The following is a 25562-nucleotide window of genomic DNA, read 5'->3' as shown; positions in this document are numbered from 1 at the left end:
AAAAGACCTTTTTTTATTAACAACACTAAATCGGTAGCGCAATCGGTTTCGATTAAATACTTGAAAATGAAGTGATTAAATCTTTTTAAGATTGTTTTAATTTACATATATTGACATATCAAAAAAAGAGAAAGTGTACCTCATTGTGGTCTCAGCTTTCTAGTGCGCACAACTTTTTGAATAACTTTTTACTAATAATTTTAATTGAATATGAAAATGAAAAAGCTAAACTTTTTATCAGCTTCACTACTATTTATTTTATCTGCATTTACTTTCTCTTCTTGTTCTAGTGATGAAATTGAAGCAATTGTAGAAGATTTATTACCAGAAAGTTCTCAATTAACAACACCTACAAATACTGAAGTTGCTTTACAAGCGAGCGAGGTAGATAATGTTTTTGAAACATATACATGGACAGAAGCAAGTTTTGGTGATGAGAAAGCAAGTAACTACGAACTTTCAGTTTATTATGGTGGTAGTGTTGTAGTATTAAAAGAAACATCAGAATTGTCAGCAGCTGTTACTGTAGGAGAAATGGATGCGGCAATAAAAGAAGTTGCTGGAAGTTTTGAAGATGCAGGAGCTGCAGTCTCATTTAAGATTGGAGTTGTAAGCTATTTCAGTAATGAAGTTGTTACAGTATCTGACCCTCATGATTTAACAATTACAACAATTGCTGTTGTAGAAGATAATACAGAAGAACCTGCCGAGGAGCCAGCAGAAGAAGATAACACTGAAGAACCTACTGAAGAACCAGCAGAAGAGCCAGTAGATGATGAACCAACAGATGAAGTTACTGATAGAGTACCACATGAGAATGATGGTTTATGGGGTATAATTGGTGATGCAACAGGAAGTTGGGATGCAGATCAAGATTTACTTTATAATGCAGAAACAGAGGTATATTATATTACTTTAGATCTAGTTTTGGGTAATATCAAATTTAGAAAAAGCGATGATTGGACTGTAAATTTAGGAGGTACTACTGAAGCTTTAGTGCATAATGGAGATAACATTGCTATTGCAGAAGCAGGAAACTATACTATTGAATTAACAGTTGATGAATCTGGTGATTCTGCTGTTGGAAGTTTTACTTTAACAAAGAATTAAAAATATAAAATGAGTGGTGTAGGATTTATCTTATTCCACTCTTTTTTTTATTTTTATCGAAACCGATTGCGCTATCGGTTGAGCGTAAATAACTGATAATTAATATTTTATATATTTTGATTCGTTAGGTGTTATTTATACCTTTAAGGCTGAAAATGAAAGAACTACTAACATTTAAATCGAATTTATGAGAAAGTATCTACTTAATCTAATTTTCATAGTGACTTCAATTGCTGTATTTTCTATACAGGCAAATGGGCAAACTATTTCAACATCACCATCTGATGTAACTGCACTAACTGAAAATGTAAAGATTACATTTAGTGTTGCAGGTACTGACCTTGCAGGAGAAGATAATCTTTATATTTGGGGATGGAGTAATGTAGGAGATTTTCTTACAAATGGTACAGAATGGAGTGCCTCTCAAGACGTAGCTAAACTTACCAAAGTTACAGACGAAACATATACTTATGAGTTTCCTATAACACATAATACTGCTACTTATAAAACATTCGCAGATATTGTAGATTCATCAAATGATCCTACAGCTTTAAAAACTATTGGCTGCCTTGTTAAAACTAAAGACGGTTCTAAGAAATCAGGTGATTTAGATATCACTTTAAAAGATTTATCAGTGGCGATAAATGTAACATCACCTTTGAAAAATCAAATATTTAAACAAGGAGATAATGTTGCAATTACTGCTACTTCACCATCAAGTTCAAAATTAATTATAAAAGTTAATGGCTCTGTTGTTAAAGAATTAACAGGGACATCTATCTCCTACACAATTCAAAGTGTATCAAGTGGGGAGCTCAATATCGAGGTCTCAGCTAGTGCTGATGGTTTAACTGCGACAGAGAATTTAAATTATTTTGTGGGTTCTACTGTCGTAAAAGCAGATAGACCTTCGTATGCTTCATTATTAGGTCCAAACTACAATGGAACAGAAGTTACTGTTGTATTACAAGACCCTGCAAAATTAAAACAATTTATTAATGTTGTAGGTAGTTTTAATAATTGGGGAGATAGAGGAGCTTACGCAATGAAATTAGATGTGGAAGCTGATGCAAATTATTGGTGGTACACATTTTCTAGTTTAGACGTAAATAAAGAATACATTTATCAGTACCTTATTGATGGTAGCTTAATAATTGCAGACCCTTATACTGAAAAAGTATCTGACGAACAAGATAAGTATATTAATGTAGGTTATGAGAGATATCCAAATCTAATAACTTATCCTTCTCAAGCTAATGGTTTAAAAGCATCAATTCTGCAAATAAATCAAACTGAATATGTTTGGAAAAATACATCATTTCAGCCAGTATCTATGGGAGAAGCTTTAGTATATGAAATGTTAATTAGAGATTTTTCAAAATCATCAACTTATGAAGAGGCTATAGCTGAATTAGATAAAATAAAAGCATTGGGTGCAAATACAATTCACTTAATGCCAGTGAATGAATTTGATGGCAATAGTTCTTGGGGATATAACCCATCTTTCTATTTTGCACCAGATAAATATTATGGGTCCAAAAATAAATTAAAAGAATTTATTGATGAAGCTCACGGAAAGGGAATGGCAGTTGTACTAGATTTAGTTTTAAACCATTCAACTCAATCTTCACCTTTCTGTCAAATGTATAACAATGGTGAAATTTATGATGCTCCTAATGCTAATAATCCTTGGTACAACGAAGAATCAAATTTTGATAATGATGCTGTAAAAGGTTGGGGACCTGATTTTAATCATGAGAGTGTATATACACAAGCATTGGTAGATAGTATAAATGCACATTGGATGAAATATTACAATGTTGACGGTTATCGTTTTGATTTTACAAAAGGTTTTGGCAATAATCCAAAGACAGGAAGTGATGACTGGGGTAGTAAGTATGATCAAGATAGAATTGATTTATTAGTGAGAATGACTAATGAAATTAAGAAAAGAAATCCTGACGCTTATGTAATCTTTGAACATTTATCGGATCTTGATGAAGAGCAAGCTTTAGCCAAAGAAGGAATTACACTTTGGGGTAATGCGAACCATGATTTTAGAGAAGTTGTAAAGGGTGGTAACGCTAATTTAGATTGGCAGTCTCCTAAGACTAGAGATATGCCTATAACAGGTGTTATGTCTTATATGGAGTCTCATGATGAAGAGCGTTTAATTTATGATTCTGAAGCTAACGGACAAGTATCTCAGCTGTATGATTTAACAGATTTACAAAATGGTATAGATAGAGAGAAATTAGCAGCAGCATTTTTCTTCATGGTTCCAGGGCCAAAAATGATATGGCAATTTGGTGAGTCTGGATATAATGTATCAATTAATCAAAGTGAATATCAAGGTGAGGTTAATGAGGGGAATAGAACAAGTGAAAAACCATTAATATCGGAATTTGATACTCAAAATGATGCTATTAGAAAACAATTATCAGATGTATATACAGCCTTAATTAAGCTGAGAAATGATTATGATTTAGGAGAATTGTCTGATGATCAATATTCTTTTGATTTAAAAAGCGAGATGAAAACCATTTCTTTAGACAAAGGAGCAATCCATATTAGAATTGTTGGTAATTTCTCATTAAATGAAGAGTCTTATACTTATGATTATTCAAGTGCGAGTTCTACATGGTATAGTTACTTTAATAATGGAGATGAAGTTAATGCGTCTGGAACATTTGATTTGAAAGCTTCTGAATTTAAAATCCTAACAAATATTAGAGTTACAACACCAGTAGATGGCTTAGTGACTGGTTTTGATAGAATATTTGAGGTTAATCCTTATGGTTTCAAACAAGAAGAAGAAATCAAAATTTATTTTAATCCAGGTGCGTCAGATAAAACTTTTGGTACTTCTTTAACTTTAGAAGCAGGTGTAGTATTAGATAGTCATGGTAGTGGTAACATATCAAATAAAAACACTATTTCAATGACTAAAGAAGGGAATAAATATGTGGCTTCATATGTACCTAATGACTTTTTTAGTTTATCTACCACAGATAAGCCATTCCAAATGTCATTAAAAGTATCAGATGCTCAAGGTGTAACAGAAGGAGAGTATTTTGTTGACTTTGAAGAGAACAATAAAAAGTTATTTCTTGTAGGGGATATTTTAGGTAACGGTTGGGACCCTTCATCTGCTATAGAAATGAAAAGTGACGGAGAAGGAGGGTTTATATTAGAATCTGTTCAATTGACTAAAGGAGAATTTTTTAAAATAATTGACGAAAAGTCTTGGAACGGTGGACAATGGGGACATGCTGGTCCTAATAAACTAAAAGCATCTACTTATGGAGATGATATTGAGGTAACATCAACAGGAGTTCAAACTATACGTGCTAATATTAATGATTTAACGTATTCAATCGAAAATCCAAATGCAATTGAAGATAATCAAACTTCTCAATCCATTAAAGCATACCCAAACCCAACAAGTTCGCTTGTTCAATTTACAGGTACAGTATTGGCTGGTCAAGTTGAGGTTTTAGTTAGAGACAATATGGGTAGAGTTGTGACTACTTTTGAACAAGTTGCAACAAATAATACAATAAATATTGATTTGACATCTTTTCCTGTAGGTATGTATTACGTCGAGCTACTTACCGTTAATGATAAGGCTATAAAGAAAGTAATAAGACAATAAGTTATTTTTGAAGAATATATTAAGGCTAGCATGGAAATATGCTAGCCTTTTTTTATTTTAGAGATAAGCAAAATCGAGATGAATTAGATTTTGATACTGTAATTGTACTTAAGTGAAAAACCCATTGTATTAACTAAAAAACTATGCTGAGTAAATCTTTAATTATTACCTTATTTCTATCTATGTTATCACTAACATTATTTTCTAAATCTAAAATTACAATTGATAAAGTTGAACCATCATTTTGGTGGGTAGGTATGAAAAACACAACTTTACAAGTAATGATTCATGGAGATAACATATCTTCAACTAAACCAAAAATTGACTATGATGGAGTTGTATTAAAACAATCAATTCAAGTTACAAGCCCTAACTATTTAGTTTTGTATCTTGAGATTACAGAAGAAACACTACCAGGTAAAGTACCAATTCAATTTATAGTTAATGGAAAAACAATCCATACAATTCATTACGAACTAAAAGCCAGAGAAAGTGCCGATAATAAAAATATAGGTTTCGATCCTTCTGATGTGATTTATCTTTTAATGCCAGATAGGTTTGCTAATGGAGACCCTTCTATAGATAATGTTGAAGGCATGACTCAAAAAATGGATAGAGAAGAGCCTTATGGACGTCATGGAGGTGACCTCAAGGGTATTCTAGATCATTTAGATTATTTTACTGATCTTGGTGTTACAGCATTATGGTTAAACCCTGTTCAAGAAAATAATTCTTCAGAACAGTCTTACCATGGATATGGAATGACAGATCTTTATAAAATTGATCCTAGGTTTGGAACAAATCAAGATTACAAAGAATTAGTTAAGGCATGTCATGATAATAATTTAAAAGTTGTCATGGATTTAGTGTTTAACCATATTGGCTCAGACCATTGGTGGATGCAAGACTTACCGATGTCAGATTGGTTAAATCATCAATCTTATTGGGAGGATGGGAGAAAAGATAGTGAATATTATGGTACAAATTATCAAGTAACAAAACAGTTAGATCCTTACGCTTCTAAAGAAGATTTTGATCAAAATGTTGAGGGTTGGTTTACACCTAAAATGCCCGATTTAAATCAAAATAACCCAATTTTGGCAGATTACATTATTCAGAATACTATTTGGTGGATTGAATATGCTGGTTTGAATGGTATTAGAATGGATACATTTGGATATGCTTATAAATCATTTGCTTCTAGATGGACGAGAGAAATTATGGAAGAATACCCACAGTTTAATATTGTAGGTGAAATTTTAGTAAAAGAGACCCCTGTAGCATCATATTTTGCAGGAGGTGCTAATAATTTAGATGGTTTTGATTCCTTTCTTCCTTCAGTTACAGATATGCCTTTATCTTTTGCAGCAAATGCAGCTTTTAGTCCTGAAAATGATGCACCAGATTGGAACAGTCCTATGCGTCAATTGGCGAATCATTTAACACAAGATTACCTTTTTCCAGATCCATACAATTTAGTGACTTGTTTAGATAATCATGATGTAAATCGTGTAATGTCTAATTTAAAGGACCCTGAAAGAGTAAAACTAGCGTTAACCTTTTTATTAACTACAAGAGGTATTCCTCAAATCTATTATGGTACTGAATTACTTTATGAGGGATTTGAATCTGATCATGCATCGTTACGCTTAGATTTTCCAGGAGGATGGGATGGAGATGAGCGCAGCGCATTTGATCAAAAAGGTAGGACAGTTATAGAAAATGACGTATTCGATTACTTGAAGAATATTTTACATTGGCGTAAAGATAATTCAGCTATACATAAAGGAAAATTAATTCATTATATCCCGAATGATGATGTCTATGTTTATTTTAGGAAGACTGTAGAAGAAACTGTTATGATCATTATCAATAATAATGAGGAAAAAGTAGTTACCCTAGATACCTCTACTTTTGCAAGTGCAATTAGTGGTGCAACAAAAGGTAAAGAGATAATATCGGGAGAGGAATTTTCTGATATAAGTACCATTGAAATTGATGGTAAGAAAGCAATGATTTTAGAATTACAATAATAAAAAAGGCTTAGATACAATAATGTATCTAAGCCTCATATAAAAAGAAAAGAACTTAGTATCTACTTTCAGATGAAAGGTAGTTCTTTACATAATCAGCTACGCCTTCTTCTAAACTTGTAAAAGGCTTATCATACCCAATACTTCTCATTTTAGACATTGTTGCTTCAGTAAAATACTGATATTTATCTCTTATATCTTCAGGGGTGGGGATATAAGAAATATCTTCTTTTTTATCCATAGCTTTAAATGTTGACTTTGTTAAGTCTAAGAAAGTCCTAGCTTCACCAGTACCGACATTATAGATACCTGAATTTTGAGATTTACGATCATACATTAAGAACATCATCATGTCAACAACATCTTTTACATATACAAAATCGCGTTGTTGCTCTCCATCTTTATACTCTGGATTATGAGATTGAAACAACTTCATAGCATCAGTTTTTCCTATTTGGTTGAACGCATGGAAAACAACCGATGCCATTCTACCTTTATGGTATTCGTTAGGGCCATAGACATTGAAGAATTTTAAACCAGCCCAAAACATAGGCTTTCGCTCTTGTTTTAAAGCCCAAATGTCGAATTCATTTTTTGATTCACCATATGGGTTTAAAGGTTTTAATTCTGGGATAATAGTTTCGCTATCCTCATAACCTAATTCACCAAGGCCATAAGTTGCAGCAGAAGAAGCGTAAACTAAAGGAATAGCATATTTAATTGATGCATTCCACATTTTTTTTGTGTATTCTGTGTTTAAGTGGGCTAATATTTCTCTGTTAAATTCAGCTGTACTTGTTCTAGCACCAAGGTGGAAAATAAATTCTACTTCTAAATTATTTTTATCTAACCACTCGAAAAAATCTTCACGTTCAACTCTTTCTAAGATCTTTTTACCTTCAAGGTTTTTATTTTTTTCTGGAAAAGAGAAGTCATCTACTGCAATGATATGATTAAAATTATCCTCGTTTAAACGAGCAATCATACAGCTTCCAATAAAACCTGCTGCGCCTGTTACTACAATCATTATTTTTCTATTTTTATTTTGATATGCGAAGATACATTTTCAAAAATTAGCATCAATTAATTTAGGTCAATTAGTTTTTAATGACTTTAAATTCTGTTCTTCTATTTTTGGCTTTTCCTTCTTCTGTATCATTAGACTCAATAGGCATTGAAGCACCATAACCTTTACTTGTTAACCTACTAATACTGATATCATTTTTTTCTAAAAACTGAACAATAGCATCAGCTCTTTTTTCTGAGAGCTTTTGATTATCTTTTTCATTTCCAGTAGTATCAGTATGCCCACCTATTTCAATTTCAACACTTTTATTTATAGATAGAAATTCAATTAAAGCATTTAACTCACCTATTGATGAAGGTGAAATGGTACTAGAATTCGTATCGAAAAATATATTCTGAAGTGTGATTTTTTGATCAACTTTAATTTTTTTCAATTCTATTATATATTCTTTCTTCGTTGAATCTACATTTATATTTCTTGAAAACATTTCATAGCCCATGCAGTTAATATTAATTGCAAGAGGAGTGTTTTTAGGTATAGCCTCAATTTTTGAATACCCTTTATCATCAGTTTTTAATTTCCTTAAAAGAGTTTTGTTTTCAATATTAAAAATAGAAATATCAGCATCTATTAAAGGTTTTTTAGAAAGTTGATCTTTTAAAATAACTGTAGTATTTAATAAATGAAGCTTGAAAATATCATCTAATTGATCTGATTTACTTGTTATTATAACCTCTTTTTCTTTATACAAAGGTTGAGCTTTATAAATATCGTAACCACCTTTTCCACCGTTTCTATTTGATGAAAAATAGAAATTATCACCATTAATTGAGCTAGATGGTGATTTATCATCAAAAGGAGAATTTATCCCTTTACCTATATTTTTTATTGTAGACCATTTATTTCCTTTTTTTGTTGCATACATTATATCGAATCCACCAATACTTTTGGGAGAATCAGAAGCAAAAAATAAGGTATCTCCATGAGTAGAAAAGAAGGGGTCTACTTCATTAAAAGGAGTATTTACTGAACTTAGGTTAACAGGTTTATTCCATCCTTTTTTCTTCCGTGTTGAATAGTAGATGTCATAGCCACCACTACCATCTTTTCTTTTTGATGAAAAATAGAATTCTTTCCCATCAGGAGTGAAAGTTCCAGAAATTTCAGAAGAAAAATAGGTGTTTATTGGATTTGGTAGCTTTGTTTTGGAATGAGGAATCTTTATTGAATCTTCCAAATTAAATCGACTATAATATAATTTCCCATTAAAATCACCTAAAAACATAACCATAGTTTTTCCACTTTTAGAAATAGAACTGATAGTACTATTTCCTTCGGGGTTAATTTTATGATGTTTAACTAAGTGTGGAGTTGATATACTATCATTTTCAATTAAGGCATAATAGATGTTTTGATAGTAATTACCATCAATATCTCGTTGAATTGAATTTTTAGAAAATCGATTTGAATTAAAATAAATCTGATTTGAATTTGGTAATAAATTTGGATTTTCGTCGTCAGCAGTAGAGTTTAAATTACTTAAATTAATCACTTCTTTATTTACAACTTCTATTCGTTCTCCATTTTCTGTTTGCTGTAACAAAAACTGAATATCATTTAAAGTGGGAGATGAATAATTATCATAGTTAGAGACATATTCATGATATGCAGCCTGAGCCATAATCCATTTTTGTTGTAAATGAAAAGATCTTGCTTTTAAATAAATCGCAGGAAGGTATTTTGAATTTAATGAAATAGAAACTTCTACTAATGAATCTACCATATTATAATCAGTCAAATTGAAATAACTTAGACCTAATTTATAATTTAAGATTGCATTTTTAGCATTAAGCTGTTCAGCTTTTTTATAGTATAAAATAGCACTATCATAATTTTGATAGTTAGACCTATAATTGTCTCCGATTTCTATAGCTCTAAGGGCTTCTTTTAATGCTTTTACGTTATCAGGGAAATTGTCTTTTGTAAAGTCAATATTTTGTGATTGAGCAGAGCTATTAATGGTGAAGACCAAAAATAAAAGGAAAGTAATAATTTTAGGTTGCATACAGAATTGATGAATATACTTTTTTACCAAATTCAATTTACTTATTTGTATTCTAATACCACTAATACAATTAGGATTTTATTTCATCTTTCTATCTAAAATAATCTCATGAAAGAAACTGATTTGTATTATTTCAAGATATTGCTATGTTTATCTACTTATTTTGTTAAATTCATTTGCTTTTATTGACAAGTGCACGTACACAATTGTATTAGTAATAAAGCATAATTATTTTATTGAACATTCCATGAAAGCATTAATTAAAATTTTAGCATTAATATTCTTGATAGGTTTATTTTCTATGCTTAATGCTATGCAAAGTGGAGAGGAGGGTACTGTTACTGTAAAAAATAATAATTCAGGAATTAGTATTACACCCATTGTAAACTCAAAATAATTATAAGTAGAATTGATAAAAAAAGCCCTTAGTTTTTTAAAACTAAGGGCTTTTGTATTTATTCAAATTGTCTACTTTATTAGTATTTTTTCATGGAAAGTTTTTGTAGATGTATTCACCTCTAAAACATATAAACCAGATTGTATTCCATTTACGTTTACTGTAGTATTACTACCAGAGGTACTAAATGTAATAGGAATAAGTTTACCTGACTGATCAAATACTCTAATTGAATTAACTAAACCAATTGTAGTTGAAATATTTAATATATCAGTTGCTGGTTGAGGGAAAACTGACAATGTAATTTGTGATGATAAGTCTTCAACACTATTAATTACATCACTCAAGATTGTATACTCTTCAGAATACATTGTACAACCACTGTTATTGATAACTTCAACCATATAATCACCTGGTTCATTAGCAGCTATCTCAGTACCAGATTGATCAATCAAAACACCATCTAGATACCAGAAGTAATTATATGTACTATCAGGAGTCTCTACAGATAAAGAATCTTGATTAGCAATAATTTGAGGACTTAATAGCTGACTAGATTGAGTAATAATTATACTATCAGAGAAAGCAATACATCCATTTAGATTTCTAATTTTTAATGAATATGTTCCTTCTTCATGTATAGTAATTGCAGATGATGAAAGTAATGGAAGTAACTCATCATTTTTATACCAAGAATAAGAAAGGTTACTTGCTGTACTGTTTGCTTGTATTTGAGCTTCAATTTCTTCTCCATAGCAGAATGTAGTTGTTGTGTTTGCTTGAAGTGCAACGTTTAAGTCATCACCACAATCAATACCAATACCTATTTCTGCAACTTTAATAGATAAGTTACTCCAATAAGAATGAGTTATAAAACAGCTATATACTCCAACATCACTATTAGACATGTTTTCAAAAACTAAAGTTTTAGAACTTAGTTCTGGTTGTATTACCCCATCTTTGTACCATGTATATGTCAATGCTTCTAACTCAATTGGAAGATCAAATGTATAATTACCTCCAGAAATCATTGCTATAGATTCATAGTAAATATTATAATTTTGAGGAGAGTAAGCTAGGTTTTGATCATTGAAACCATCAAAGTCGTCAAAGAATAAATAGTTATCTGCAACATTAACTTCAATAGTAGAAGGAATATTACTTAATGATATCAATTGATTACTATATAGAATTAATTCTTCCAAACCTGCAGGTAATGTGTTATCCCATACTGTCAGTTCATTTCTAGAGAAATTTAACTTTTTAAGATTAGTTAAACCTGAGAAGTTCATTGTGATAGATACAATACCATTACCAGCGATAGATAAGTTGGTTAAACTCGTTAATCCTGATAATTCTTCACCAATTAACGTAATAGCATTATCGTCAATTATAAGGTTTTGAAGATTAGAATTCCCAGTTAAATCTGGCATTATAGTTAAATTATTGTTACTTAACCATAGGGTTGTAAGATTTGTAAACCCTTCAATACCACTTATATTTTCATCAGTAATATTATTGTTAGATAAATCTAAATATTCAATTCCAGGAATAGTCCATAAGTTATCTGATATCGTAGTGATTCCACTATTATATAGTTTTAAAGATTTTAAATCTTTGAATTGACCAATTATATCAGGAAGGGTACCATCTGTTTCTAATTCATGGAGATTTAAGCCAACGATCTTACCAGTATCATCAAATTCCATTCTTGGCCAAAGTACAATACGCTCAGAAGGGTCAAAATCAACATTCATTTCTGTATATAAATCAAATAATGCAACAGAATCCGCTTCATTAATAAGACTTTGATAGATTAGATTAATAGTTGAAGTTTCAATTTCAAGTCCTTCCCAGTTTGATGGGTGTGTCACTTTTAAACTATATGTTCCTTCTTTCGAAATATTGAAATTTTCCACAGATAATTGAGGAGTATTTGCATCTGTAATAACTTCACCATTAAAATACCACTGATAATTTAATTCACCATCATAACCTTCAACAGGGTAAGAGTTATCAAAATCGTCATACTGAACAATATTATATGATTCATTTACGGTAATATAATTTTGAGGACTATATGTAGTGATTTGTGATAAAGTACTTAATGCTTCTAAATCGTCGAAGAACAATAAATTACTTCCTAAATTTATAGCAGTTAAGTTATTAAGTCCTATTAAAGTTGACGGTACTTCAGTGAGTTGTAAACTTGATAAATCAAGTTCAGTCACTTTACCATAATCATCAATTACTGTTGATTCGGACATCCATGTTCTAAACTCGTCGCTTTCATCAAAAGTATAATTGATCTCTTCTAAAATAGCTTGTAGAGCAGCTGAATCAGCCCAACCTAAACTAAAGTATAAGTTATATTCTGCTATTTGAATTGATAAATTAGAAACATCTGCATCTGTTACAAATAATTTATAGATACCAGCATCTGTACTTCTAATATCATTTATAGAAAGATTAGAAGTGTTTATTAAATCACTACCATCTTTAGTCCATTTATAATCTCCATCATGCTCTTCAATTGAACCGTCATTGTTAAAGATCTCACCATAAACAATTTTTTGAGTTAATTGACTGAATGGATAAGATTGACCTGAATAGTCTGATAAGTAACTTAAATGAGCAACAATATCGTTAAAGAACAGATTGTTATTAGATACATCAAATAATATAGTTGTGTAATTATTGATTGATGTAATATTATCAATATCTGAAATATTATTATTTGATAGGTTGACGTCATTTAAATTATTGAATGCAACTTCTAACGATGAAGGAATTGATGTAAGAGACTGCGAAGAGAGATCTAAATTAGTAACATACCCATAGTCATCAATTGTAGCAATTTCCGGAGCCCATAGTCTCATTTCAGTTTCGGCATCGAAATCATAGTTGATTTCATTAAGTAATACTTGTAGATAGCTAAGGTCTCTCGATCCAAGCTCATAAGTAATATTATGAGTAGCAACGTGGATATCTAGTCCAGTATAATCAGTACTGCTAACATAAAGTTTGTATGTACCTGCATCATTAGAAGTGAAGTCATTCAAGCTAAAGTTTTCCGTAGAAGCAACAACATCTTCACCATTCATCCAAGTGAAAACCAATGAGCTGTATTCTGTTGTAAATCCAGAGAAGTCTTCAGTAGAAGAATAACTATCACCGTGTGCAATTACCTCTGTAACAGAATTGATAGTATTGAAATCTTGATTATCATAAATGATACTTACAGGATTTTCCATTTCACTAAAGTTTTCATCTAGTGCTCTGATTTCATCGAAGAATAATTTGTTATTAGAGATATCGATTTCAACAACGTTCATGAAATCATTTAAGCTTCCTGGAGTATTCACAAAATTGTTACTACTTAAATCGATATTGGTAACATATCCATAGTCATTTATAGTAGCAATTTCTGGAGCCCATAGTCTCATATCAGTTTCGGCATCGAAATCATAGTTGATTTCATTAAGTAATGCTTGTAGATAGTTAATGTCTCTCGATCCAAGCTCATAAGTAATATTATGAGTAGCAACGTGTATATCTAATCCAGTATAATCAGTACTGCTAACATAAAGTTTGTATGTACCTGCATCATCAGAAGTGAAGTCATTCAAGCTAAAGTTTTCCGTAGAAGCAATAACATCTTCACCATTCATCCAAGTGAAAACCAATGAGCTGTATTCCGTAGTAAATCCAGAGAAGTCTTCAGTAGAAGAATAACTATCACCGTGTGCAATTACCTCTGCAACGGTATTGATAGTATTGAAATCTTGATTATCATAAATGATACTCACAGGATTTTCCATTTCACTAAAGTTTTCATCTAGTGCTCTGATTTCATCGAAGAATAATTTGTTATTAGAGATATCGATTTCAACAACGTTCATGAAATCATTTAAGCTTCCTGGAGTATTCACAAAATTGTTACTACTTAAATCGATATTGGTAACATATCCATAGTCATTTATAGTAGCAATTTCTGGAGCCCACAGTCTCATATCAGTTTCTTCATCGAAATCATAGTTGATTTCATTAAGTAATGCTTGTAGATAGTTAATGTCTCTCGATCCAAGCTCATAAGTAATATTATGAGTAGCAACGTGTATATCTAGTCCAGTATAATCAGTACTGCTAACATAAAGTTTGTAAGTACCTGCATCATCAGAAGTGAAGTCATTCAAGCTAAAGTTTTCCGTAGAAGCAACAACATCTTCGCCATCCATCCAAGTGAAAACCAATGAGCTGTATTCTGTTGTAAATCCAGAGAAGTCTTCAGTAGAAGAATAGCTATCACCGTGTGCAATTACCTCTGCAACAGAATTGATAGTATTGAAATCTTGATTATCATAAATGATATTCACAGGATTTTCCATTTCACTAAAGTTTTCATCTAGTGCTCTGATTTCATCGAAGAATAATTTGTTATTAGAAATGTCGATTTCAACAACGTTCATGAAATCATTTAAGCTTCCTGGAGTATTCACAAAATTGTTACTACTTAAATCGATATTGGTAACATACCCATAATCATTTATAGTAGCAATTTCTGGAGCCCACAGTCTCATATCAGTTTCTTCATCGAAATCATAGTTGATTTCATTAAGTAATGCTTGTAGATAGCTAAGGTCTCTCGATCCAAGCTCATAAGTAATATTATGAGTAGCAACGTGTATATCTAGTCCAGTATAATCAGTACTGCTAACATAAAGTTTGTATGTACCTGCATCATTAGAAGTGAAGTCATTTAAGCTAAAGTTTTCCGTAGAAGCAACAACATCTTCGCCATTCATCCAAGTGAAAACCAATGAGCTGTATTCTGTTGTAAATCCAGAGAAGTCTTCAGTAGAAGAATAACTATCACCGTGTGCAATTACCTCTGTAACAGAATTGATCGTATTGAAATCTTGATTATCATAAATGATATTCACAGGATTTTCCATTTCACTAAAGTTTTCATCTAGTGCTCTGATTTCATCGAAGAATAATTTGTTATTAGAGATATCGATTTCAACAACGTTCATGAAATCATTTAAGCTTCCTGGAGTATTCACAAAATTGTTACTACTTAAGTCGATATTGGTAACATATCCATAGTCATTTATAGTAGCAATTTCTGGAGCCCACAGTCTCATATCAGTTTCTTCATCGAAATCATAGTTGATTTCATTAAGTAATGCTTGTAGATAGTTAAGGTCTCTCGATCCAAGCTCATAAGTAATATTATGAGTAGCAACGTGTATATCTAGTCCAGTATAATCAGTACTGCTAACATAAAGTTTGTAAGTACCTGCATCTTCAGAAGTGAAGTCATTCAAGCTAAAGTTTTCCGTAGAAGCAACAACATCTTCACCATTCATCCAAGTGAAAACCAATGAGCTGTATTCTGTTGTAAATCCAGAGAAGTCTTCATTAGAAGAATAACTATCACCGTGTGCAATTACCTCTGTAACAGAATTGATCGTATTGAAATCTTGATTATCATAAATGATATTCACAGGATTTTCCATTTCACTAAAGTTTTCATCTAGTGCTCTGATTTCATCGAAGAATAATTTGTTATTAGAGATATCGATTTCAACAACGTTCATGAAATCATTTAAGCTTCCTGGAGTATTCACAAAATTGTTACTACTTAAGTCGATATTGGTAACATATCCATAGTCATTTATAGTAGCAATTTCTGGAGCCCACAGTCTCATATCAGTTTCTTCATCGAAATCATAGTTGATTTCATTAAGTAATGCTTGTAGATAGTTAAGGTCTCTCGATCCAAGCTCATAAGTAATATTATGAGTAGCAACGTGTATATCTAGTCCAGTATAATCAGTACTGCTAACATAAAGTTTGTAAGTACCTGCATCTTCAGAAGTGAAGTCATTCAAGCTAAAGTTTTCCGTAGAAGCAACAACATCTTCACCATTCATCCAAGTGAAAACCAATGAGCTGTATTCTGTTGTAAATCCAGAGAAGTCTTCATTAGAAGAATAACTATCACCGTGTGCAATTACCTCTGTAACAGAATTGATCGTATTGAAATCTTGATTATCATAAATGATATTCACAGGATTTTCCATTTCACTAAAGTTTTCATCTAGTGCTCTGATTTCATCGAAGAATAATTTGTTATTAGAGATATCGATTTCAACAACTTTTGATAGAGTATTTACATCAGTAGGAATGCTAGTTAAATCTTTATTACTAAGATTAACATGTGTGACGTATCCTTCATTATCAATTGTAAATATTTCTGGAGCCCAATCTCTAAAATCATCTCCAGAAGGTTCAATTTCCAATGATGCTAAAATGTTTGTTACTAAATTCTTTTCGCGTTCCCCAAGTTGCATAGTAACATTAAATTCAATTTCGAGAGTGAAATCAGGTAAATAAGGATCATCTGAATTTGTTAATTCAACAGTATATTTTCCACTATCACTATATAAAGAGAAAGGTTGAGCACTAGTATTATTTGTCAAATCACTTTTTGTACTTGCAATCTCTTTAAACCAAGCATAATCTGTTTGACCATAATGATAAACTCCTTCATCTGTTAAGTTGATTGAATATGAATTCCCAGCAACGAACGAATTAATATTAAATGTATTATGAGGTTTACCAGGACTATCGAATGTAATGGTATAACTTTCATAATCGTAATCATCAAAATCATTAAAATCAAAATAATTACCATTTACAAGGATATCAGTTAAAGAATATAGTGGGAAGATTGGTATTTCTCCTTCACCTTCAAAAATTGGAATTTCAAATTCTCCATCATCAGGAGGGAGTTCACCTTTTGATTCTTCACCTGGAAATTGAGGATAGTAAGATAACGTAGTTAAATCCCATCCAATTAGATTATTATTTTCAAAATTTAAAGTAGTAACATCACCATATTCGTTAATTTCAAAGTGATTTTCACTATTTGAAAGTGAAGAGAAACTACCATTCCAATTGTTTAAATCATCTTCAGTCCACCCTAGCTCTGATTGTATAGTACTACCTTCTTTATATTCAAAACTGTTGATAAAATCGATAATATAACTAACATCAACTGAATGAATTGTATTGTAAGGAGTAATGAATATGTTATTATAATAAATCGGAGTTGAGCTTATAGATGTAGGCTGGTGAACAACAGCTAATTTAATGTGAAGTTCTTGTTCTATACTACGATCTGTTGAAATTAATGTAAGGTCACTTAAAGCAATTATTACTGAATCATAATCAAATTCATTATTATGTGTAATAAAAGTAGTTACTTCTTGAATAATAGTACCTTCACCATCTACTTGATGAATTTTATAAACTTCTTCGTTATGTAAAGTTCCACCCATATAATCTATAGGTAACTTGATCGAATCTTCAAGTGTTGAAAGTAAAATGTTGCCCTCATAAGAGTATGGAGTACTTGCAAGAAAACGTATGTTATTAGAGTTAGAAAAATTATCATCTTCACCAATAACAAAAAGAGAATCACTAACTACATTTATGTATTGGACGTTTGTGTTGACTGCATAGGGCTTATTCTGATCCGCAGAATAATTTACATCTAAATTACTCTTAGTGACATTATTTCCTGTGAAATTCTGTACATCAGTTATACTTAAAGGGGTTAATCCAGTAATTGGAGAACCTTCTTGATTAATACCTTGAATTGTAAGAGCTGTTACAGCAGCAATATTGAAGTTCTCAATATTATTTAGAGTTAAATTCTCTTTTATAACTGTATTAGTATGAATATTTACCGTTGAAACATTATTTATGACTAAAGATTTAAAGTTATAGTCATGAATATTCGCTTCAGAGTTAATAGTATTTATGTTTACAGTAGCATCTGTTAGATTATTTCCAAAAAATACAACATGTTCCATTGATTTGAAAACAGATGTGTTGTCAATAAAATCAATCGGTTTATAGAAAGTCGTAACCATGCTACCTTCTGCATCTATATAACCATCAGAACCATCTATTTTTATTACAGAATGAATAGACCTATTAGCCCAAGTTTCAGTAGAGGTCTCTTGCTCAGTACCAAGAATTTCAAATTTATTTAAACTAATTGTTCCAGAGCCTGAAATATCATTTCCATAAAACTTTAGCAAAGAAGGTCCTTCAGAAACCATTCCTTCTACAATTGTACCATCGATACTCATATTACCAAGTGCGATAAGCTTTGTATCAGTTAAGTTAATGACAGCATTTTCTTTAACAGTAATTCCTCCATTCACTTTAAGAGTGGCATTATAACCATCTCCATCAATAGATAATGCTCCACTTTCTACATTAATGCCTTTAACTTTAATACTATCAGGGTATTCTACAAAATGAGTATAGCTCACATTGTGTTTGATAATAACGCTATCATTTTCTGTATGTGGAATTATACCATTTTCCCATGTTGCACTATTGTACCAATCACCATCTTTAAAACTAATAATTTCGCGAGTGGTATTAGTAATTGGGTGTATTAAGAAAAATGAGTTGTTTTCTACACCATTCAATTGTACAGTAGATGTAGCTGTTAAAACACTATCACTATAAACAGTATTTTCATATATATTAAAATATTCGCCAATTAATGGAGCTTCTTGCTCATTATTGTAATATTCAGTTATGTTGTTAATTGCAAATTTTAAATTAGAATCATGCGGGAATGCATTTATTCTAGATAGATTTGTAGATATTGAGTTAGTGAAATTAGATAGACCTTCCGTTTGTACTACCCACTGAGTTTCTGGAAATGAATAGTATTTACTTTCGTTGTAAGTAAATTCATAAAAATCAGATGCGTAGGGGAATACTTTTACTAAAGGGGCACTTTCATGTCCTGCAGTTTTAGAAATGTTTGATAAATCAATATCGATATTCGTAGGAACTAAATAAAAATCACCGAAATCGTCTCTTCGACTTTGAACAATTGGAACACTAAGATTATTTGTTTTTGAAGGATCAATGTAGAATCCTAAATCAATCTCATCACCTCTAAGGTAACCGCCTTGATCTATTAATTGTCCACCTTCACCTGTAATTTCATCTCCTAATCTAATTATACATTCGTCTTCATTGAAGGCTAATGTATCGTAAAGTGTTAATGATTCAAGAATTGTGAAATGGTGAGAATTCCAATAACTATAAAAAGGTGCGTAACTAGATATTGTTAAATCTTTGAAGGTTGTGTGAAGGTCATTGTTTATTGCAATATCAATTGGGCTTCCCCCACCAAATCCAAGTTCAACAGATGCTGTAGCAAAATCAAGATTGTTATTATTAATTACTAAATTACTTTTAACATTTAATTGATTGTTAAAAGTAATTTTATTTGATCCATTAATAGTTAGATTTGGAATAAGGCTATTAATTTCAATTGAAATATCTTTGCCAGAAGAATTTATATTAACTGAGGTATTGTCAGAGTTAAAAATAACATTACTTTTTGTGTCTGTAAAATTTCCTTGTATTGTTAATAAACTACTATTATTCAATACAATTAAAGATTCATTATCAAAATCACAATTAATGTTTAACTTAGAATTTTGACTAAGATTTGTAAATGAATAGTTCTGATATTGATAATCAATAATTGCTTGACTTCCATTTAATAAATTTAAAGTTCCATTATTAATAATCGAATTTACTGTTAATACTATTCCAGAACCATCTACATTCAATGTTTTGTTATTAGCAATTTCAATTGTTCCTATTGTTTCAGTATAATCTAAAGTTATATTATGATTAATAATAGCAATTGAATTTTCATCAGATGGTGGTATAATACCATTTAACCATGTATTTGGATCAGACCACAGACCATTTTGTACTGTTTCATAACTTTTTTGTAAACTAGTTGTTAGAATCTCAACAGAGTATAGGTTGTCACCTTGAATGTTTTTGAAATTAACATCAGGTAAGGTACCCTCAGCTGTTGTAATTACATCGGAAGGATCTCTTGATTCTGCGTAGCTATATGCTTTAACATCATTAGCATCATTTACAGTAAATGGCCCTGTAGAATTTAACTGGCCATTTAAACTAAAGGCAAAATTATTAATATTTACACCCTCTATTTCCCAAGTTTTACCTGGTATTATTCCATATTCTTGTGTATTGATGGTTTTAGTCTCATTAGCATCAGCACTATTAATTACAGGGAAAATTACAAATAGATTAGTACCTGAATTGTAATCAATTGATGTGACTGTAATTTCAGATGAAGCATCATGGAATTCCTCTGGCCCACCACCTTCACCATAATCAATTTGTGATTGGAGTGGGGCATTCATTGTAAAAGGAACACTTGGCTGAGATGATAAATCATAAACTAAAGCATTATAGTACCCTGCTTTAGTATTTATAAAGCCATCTCCAGATATTACATCTTTAGTATTATTATATTCAACAATTATGTCTACGCCTTGTAAAGTAATATCATGTAATAAATTTAAATCATCAGAAACAGTAAGCATACCATTACCATCAATTAATAAATCTGATTGTAATTTTAACGTATTGATGTTGACGTTTCCATTTAAATAGATATTTGGAACATCCATGTCTCCTTCATCCATTCCCATTGTTAGTGTTAAGCTGCTAAAATCTACAAGGTTTGTATTAATATTAAAAGAACCGTTTATACTTAGATTTCCTGAAAACGTAACTATTGAAGTTGCATCACCTTCTTCAATAGTTAAGAAATTAGGTATTGAACTGTTAATAGCAACAGATATATCTTTTCCATTAGTTTGAATAATATAGCCAGAGGTGCTATCATTATCTTCATGATATGATACTGTACCATTGTTAGTATAATCACCTTGAATAAGAATACTATTTCCATTATAAAGACTAATACCATTATTATTAATGAAATCACTTTGAAGTTCTAATAAAGAATATGTTTTAATAAAACCATTATTTATGCCACTTTGAGTATTTATAAATCCAGTATTATTATTAATAATAAAATTTCCGTTATTAAGAAAACTATCTGTTTCAATATACCCAGAACCTTCTCCAGCTTCATGTTCTACCAATTCTAACTGTGCCGATCCGTTAATAATAAGTTCGTGAGGGCTTTCATATTGCTCAAGAGTAGTATGATGTCTAATAATAACTTGAGCATTATCATCTTGGTAATCTGGAATAACCCCGTTAACCCATGAATTACTATCAGACCATTTACCTGCTTGAAGTGTCATATATGGTACACTAGAGATGGTTAGTTCTCTTCCTAGATCTCCAATTAAGAAGTTATTACTGATTGGGTGAATACTTTCACCAAAAGTTGTCCAATCATCAACAGATGCAAATGAGATTGTTCCGTCAATATTTAAGTCTGATGGATTAAGTATTGAAATTTGGTAATCTTGTCTAGATAGTACTCCAACTTTATTATTGTATTGAAAAAGTTGTAAATGTGTATTTGTGACTGATGAATTTAAAGTTTTAGATGAAGATAAGGTATAAGCTGAAAAATCTTCTGTAGGACTATATAATTCAACTACCTCGTTTCCACTTCTTTCACCAGTAATGATGATATCATTTGTGTATGGAACATTTTCAATATCGAGTATTTTATTGAAAGGTACACTATTAATTAACGTCTTAAAGAATATATAATCCGTGTTACTTAATCTTGTTAGATATAAACTTTGAGAAGTAGGAGAGTCTTCAGTAATTAAAAAAGTACTGTAAAAATCATTAATAATTTCTTTATTCGGGTATTGTTCAATTGATTTTAATAAATGAGAATCAGATGCATTATAAATATCAGGGGAAGATACAGGATTTTTTATAATATAAAGTTGATCTTTAGATTGTGAGATCAATGTATTTCTTGAGAAATCATCTCCAGTAAGTGAAAGATTTCTCCCAAATTCACTAAAAAATGGAGCGAAATTATCAACAATTTCACTTTCTGCCTTTTCTGTCCAAATTCCACTTTCTAATTGATATAAAATAATTCTACCTTGATAACCATTATATTGTGGATCAGAAATGAATATCTGATAGTCAGAATAAAAAACAATATCATTACCGAAAAATTTATTTGGGTCTTCAGTTGCTGCTTGAATAGAAATTGTAGGAAATGATTCTATTAAACTTCCATTCATTAAAACTCCAAAGTTAATTTTATCACTAAATTCAACTACTTGTTTAGATGTGCTTTTAAAAGAACCTAATTCTTGTTCTTCAACTTCAATATAATAAAGTATTTTATTGTCTTTTTGAGTTATCCATATTTTATGATTTTCATCTGATGATGGCAAAAATGAAACAGTACCCATACTGTCATTAAAATCATTTGTGATATAACCAAGTGTTGGTAGTAAAAAGAAAGTGTGTGAAGTTCCATCTACTTCAATCTCTCTTTGCATATACGTGTTCTCAGGTTGGATAGATACCGAATGAGATAGGGAATTATCAGTAAACTGAAATATATTAACCTCATTATCCCTGTATGTTGCAAAATACGAATTGTCTGAAGTAGCTTTTATTTTTTCGCCAAAATTTAAAGTATTATTTGGACTCGTAAAAGAGTGGGTTTCAGTTGCTGTTTGAGCATGACTATTTTGTATTAAAAAAAATACAAAAGCATAAAATAAAGCAGTAATTTGATATAACCTTTTTGCCATTGTTAGTTCTAAGATGAGTGTGATCGAATAATTTAGCTTTTCGTGTTAACGAATGTTATTAAATAAATGTTACGCAAAATAGGTCTAATCTATTTATTATCATATCATTTTAAGAGATAATTGTATTTTTCGACTGAGAAAGAACTAAAAAATGTTAATCATAAAAAAAGCGATGAGTGAACATCGCTTTTTTTATATAGAATATTTTAAAGAAAAATCGAGGTGTCAAAACTGTTTTTTCCATCAAATTCTTCTATACTAATGGATTTTGTTTTAATTAGCTTCCCATCACGAATAACTTCTATTTTATATTTATATTTATTGGGAACTTTAATATTAAAAACACCTTCATTATCAATCTCTTGAGAAGATAATTTCACCCCTTTGTCATCTTTTATTTTTATTGAAATACCAGAAATATTGTTGTCTTTATCTTCAATTATTCCAGTGATTGTATTTGAATTACTTCTCATCAATTCTTTATCATCATCTACTAGTACTTCTTGAAGAGAATCTGGATAGAATTTGTTGAAATCTTTTCCAAAATACCCTTTTTCATTAAGGTATCCAGTTACATAAAATTCTGTTCTTCTGTTAAGTTGATGTTCTTCTTTTGTACAATTTTTACAATTTACAACTGGCAATGTTTCTCCATAACCTTTGTATGTCATTCTATCTGCTTCAATGCCATTTTTAACAGCATAATCAAAGGCTTCTTTTGCCCTGTTTTCAGATAATAACTGATTGTAGGAATCTCGACCTCTTTTGTCTGTATGAGAAGATAATTCTATTGTAATCGTAGGATTAAACCTCATTACATTAACTACAGTGTCTAAAGAGTGTGAAGCATCATCTCTAATATTAGACTTGTCAAAATCATAATAGATTCTTATTCTTTGACCAATAATCGGGTTTAATGCTATATTTTTCTTTGTTACTGCATTCATTTCAGTATTTGAAGCTCTTCTCTGAGTAAAGTATTTTGGTCGTTCTGCAATAAAATCATAATGTTCATTAGATAATACAGGGAATTTATAATAACCAGTAGAATCTGTAAAAAGACTAAACTCTTTTTTTGTTGATCGTTCTTTAATCGTTAATCTTCCAATAAGAGGCTCTTTAGTAACAGAATCATATACTATGCCTTCTATATAAGGACGTGCTAATTCTAAAACTACTAGCTCAGTATTTGCAATTTTTTTACGTATGCTATCTCCTAAAATAGAATCACCTTGATAGGTTACTTTTTGACTATAAATTGTCTGTTGATTATTCCAATCAGTATATTTCACGTGAAAGAAACCATTATCGTCAGACTTTGTGACAATTTTGTTGTCAATAATTATATCTGCGTTATCAATTGTTTCTCTTGTTAATTTATCAATAACGATACCTTTAAATTTTATACGAACAAGTTCTAGAATGTTATCATTTTGTATTTCACTACTTGAATTATCTCTATTTGAAGAAATGAAATACTGATAATTATTTGTAATTGTGCCTCCCAAATCATCATAGGATGAATTTATTGGAGCTCTCATATTTGTTGGCTTTGCCGCAGGGTTTTCTAAATCTTGAACAAAGATATCTAGTCCACCAAGTCCACCCCAACCATCAGACGAAAAATATAGTTTATTGTCGGTACTTATATATGGAAAAACTTCATCGTTTATAGAATTAATATGCTTACCAAGAAGAGTAGGTGATGACCAATTTCCATCTTTTAAATCAGAATAATATAAATCTGTTCCACCTATACCATTTGGTCTGTCTGATGCATAATAAAGTCTATCTCCATTTGGTGAAAAAGCAGGATGACCGGTTGAAAATTCTTCTAAATTCCAAATAAATTCAATTGGTTTACTCCACTTGTCATTTTCGTCTTTTTTAGAAATAAATAACTTTAGTAAACTGACATCTTCTTCAGATTGTTCTTTTGCTGTACTTCTAGTAAATACAATAGTATTGCCATCAGGAGAAATTGTTGCAGAACCTTCATGGTAAGAAGTATTTATTTTTTTTGAAAAATTGGAGACATTCCCCACAGAATCAGCATAAAATAAATCTAAAAAATGTCCTCCATCCCAAGCGTATTTTTTTCCACCTGTTTGCCCTTTATTTCTGTTAGAAACAAACACAATTCCGTTTTTATATGCTATTGGACTAAAATCGTCTTTTTCAGAATTGAAACTTGCTTCTTTAATTTCAAAAACACTATTTCCATTAAGTAATTTACTTGTTTCAGACAAGTTTTTTCTTTTTTGATATATTCTAGAAAGGTGCTCACTGTTAGGCTCTTTATAGGCAACATTGTACCATTTTTTTGCTTCTTTATAATTACCAGTATTATATAATGCATCGGCATATAATTCAGCAGATTCCCCTTTTATTTCAGCACCTAAGCTATCAATTTGATTAAAAACTTCAACTGATTTTTTCGGGCGATTTAATTTCTGAAAACACTCTGCGACTTTAATAGCATAATGCATTTTATCTTCATTTGTCTCAGCCTTTTTATAAAATTTTTGATATTGTTTTAAAGCTTTAGAGTAATCTAAATCATCAAACTTTTGATCTGTTCTTTCTTCGGCATCTTGAATTTGTATGTTTTGCATATTTTGAGCATTT

At 30.7% G+C, this 25562-nt stretch carries 8 protein-coding genes; 4 read left to right on the top strand and 4 right to left on the bottom strand.

The genetic code is table 11. The annotated features are described in order from the left end of the window. Positions 1-216: 216 nt before the first annotated feature. The 3 genes from KM029_RS27010 (at position 217) to KM029_RS05155 (ending at position 6798) form a co-directional block, all read left to right on the top strand. Positions 217-1110 carry a SusF/SusE family outer membrane protein gene (locus KM029_RS27010; RefSeq protein ID WP_158630962.1) on the top strand — a complete coding sequence of 298 codons (894 nt, stop codon included), beginning with the start codon at positions 217-219 and terminating at the stop codon, positions 1108-1110. Between the two features lie 187 nt (positions 1111-1297). Beyond that, positions 1298-4765 carry an alpha-amylase family glycosyl hydrolase gene (locus KM029_RS05160; protein ID WP_144072247.1) on the top strand — a complete coding sequence of 1156 codons (3468 nt, stop codon included), beginning with the start codon at positions 1298-1300 and terminating at the stop codon, positions 4763-4765. Positions 4766-4908: 143 nt separating this feature from the next. Beyond that, positions 4909-6798: a glycoside hydrolase family 13 protein gene (locus KM029_RS05155; RefSeq protein ID WP_144072246.1), complete on the top strand. Its 1890-nt coding sequence runs from the start codon at positions 4909-4911 to the stop codon at positions 6796-6798. A gap of 55 nt (positions 6799-6853) precedes the next feature. On the opposite strand, the gene rfaD is transcribed toward KM029_RS05155, so the two are convergent. Then, the gene (rfaD, locus tag KM029_RS05150) at positions 6854-7825 is read right to left on the bottom strand and encodes an ADP-glyceromanno-heptose 6-epimerase (protein ID WP_144072245.1); all 972 of its coding nucleotides are present in this window, start codon (positions 7823-7825) and stop codon (positions 6854-6856) included. Positions 7826-7895: 70 nt separating this feature from the next. Continuing rightward, positions 7896-9890, bottom strand: a complete 1995-nt coding sequence (locus tag KM029_RS05145) for an OmpA family protein (protein ID WP_144072244.1) — start codon at positions 9888-9890, stop codon at positions 7896-7898. 247 nt (positions 9891-10137) lie between these two features. On the opposite strand from KM029_RS05145, the gene KM029_RS05140 reads away from it, so the two are divergent. Continuing rightward, entirely contained in the window at positions 10138-10287 is a 150-nt protein-coding gene (locus KM029_RS05140) for a hypothetical protein (protein ID WP_158630961.1), read from the top strand. Positions 10288-10358: 71 nt separating this feature from the next. On the opposite strand, the gene KM029_RS05135 is transcribed toward KM029_RS05140, so the two are convergent. Continuing rightward, on the bottom strand, positions 10359-22934 hold the full coding sequence (locus KM029_RS05135; RefSeq protein ID WP_144072243.1) for a leucine-rich repeat domain-containing protein: 12576 nt from the start codon (positions 22932-22934) through the stop codon (positions 10359-10361). 206 nt (positions 22935-23140) lie between these two features. Then, complete coding sequence (locus KM029_RS05130) at positions 23141-25549, bottom strand: OmpA family protein (RefSeq protein ID WP_158630960.1); 2409 nt, start codon at positions 25547-25549, stop codon at positions 23141-23143. Between the last annotated feature and the right edge of the window lie 13 nt (positions 25550-25562).

Source organism: Flammeovirga kamogawensis (assembly GCF_018736065.1).
GTDB lineage: Bacteria > Bacteroidota > Bacteroidia > Cytophagales > Flammeovirgaceae > Flammeovirga > Flammeovirga kamogawensis.
The sequence above is the reverse complement of the archived record's forward strand: the minus strand, read 5'-3'. Positions and strand labels throughout refer to the sequence as shown.

What these genes read in the sequence shown, in the direction of transcription:
- KM029_RS27010 (WP_158630962.1), top strand. Translation starts at nt 217, where the DNA reads ATGAAAAAGCTAAACTTTTTATCAGCTTCACTACTATTTATTTTATCT.
- KM029_RS05160 (WP_144072247.1), top strand. Translation starts at nt 1,298, where the DNA reads ATGAGAAAGTATCTACTTAATCTAATTTTCATAGTGACTTCAATTGCT.
- KM029_RS05155 (WP_144072246.1), top strand. Translation starts at nt 4,909, where the DNA reads ATGCTGAGTAAATCTTTAATTATTACCTTATTTCTATCTATGTTATCA.
- rfaD (WP_144072245.1), bottom strand. Translation starts at nt 7,825, where the DNA reads ATGATTGTAGTAACAGGCGCAGCAGGTTTTATTGGAAGCTGTATGATT.
- KM029_RS05145 (WP_144072244.1), bottom strand. Translation starts at nt 9,890, where the DNA reads ATGCAACCTAAAATTATTACTTTCCTTTTATTTTTGGTCTTCACCATT.
- KM029_RS05140 (WP_158630961.1), top strand. Translation starts at nt 10,138, where the DNA reads ATGAAAGCATTAATTAAAATTTTAGCATTAATATTCTTGATAGGTTTA.
- KM029_RS05135 (WP_144072243.1), bottom strand. Translation starts at nt 22,934, where the DNA reads ATGGCAAAAAGGTTATATCAAATTACTGCTTTATTTTATGCTTTTGTA.
- KM029_RS05130 (WP_158630960.1), bottom strand. Translation starts at nt 25,549, where the DNA reads ATGCAAAACATACAAATTCAAGATGCCGAAGAAAGAACAGATCAAAAG.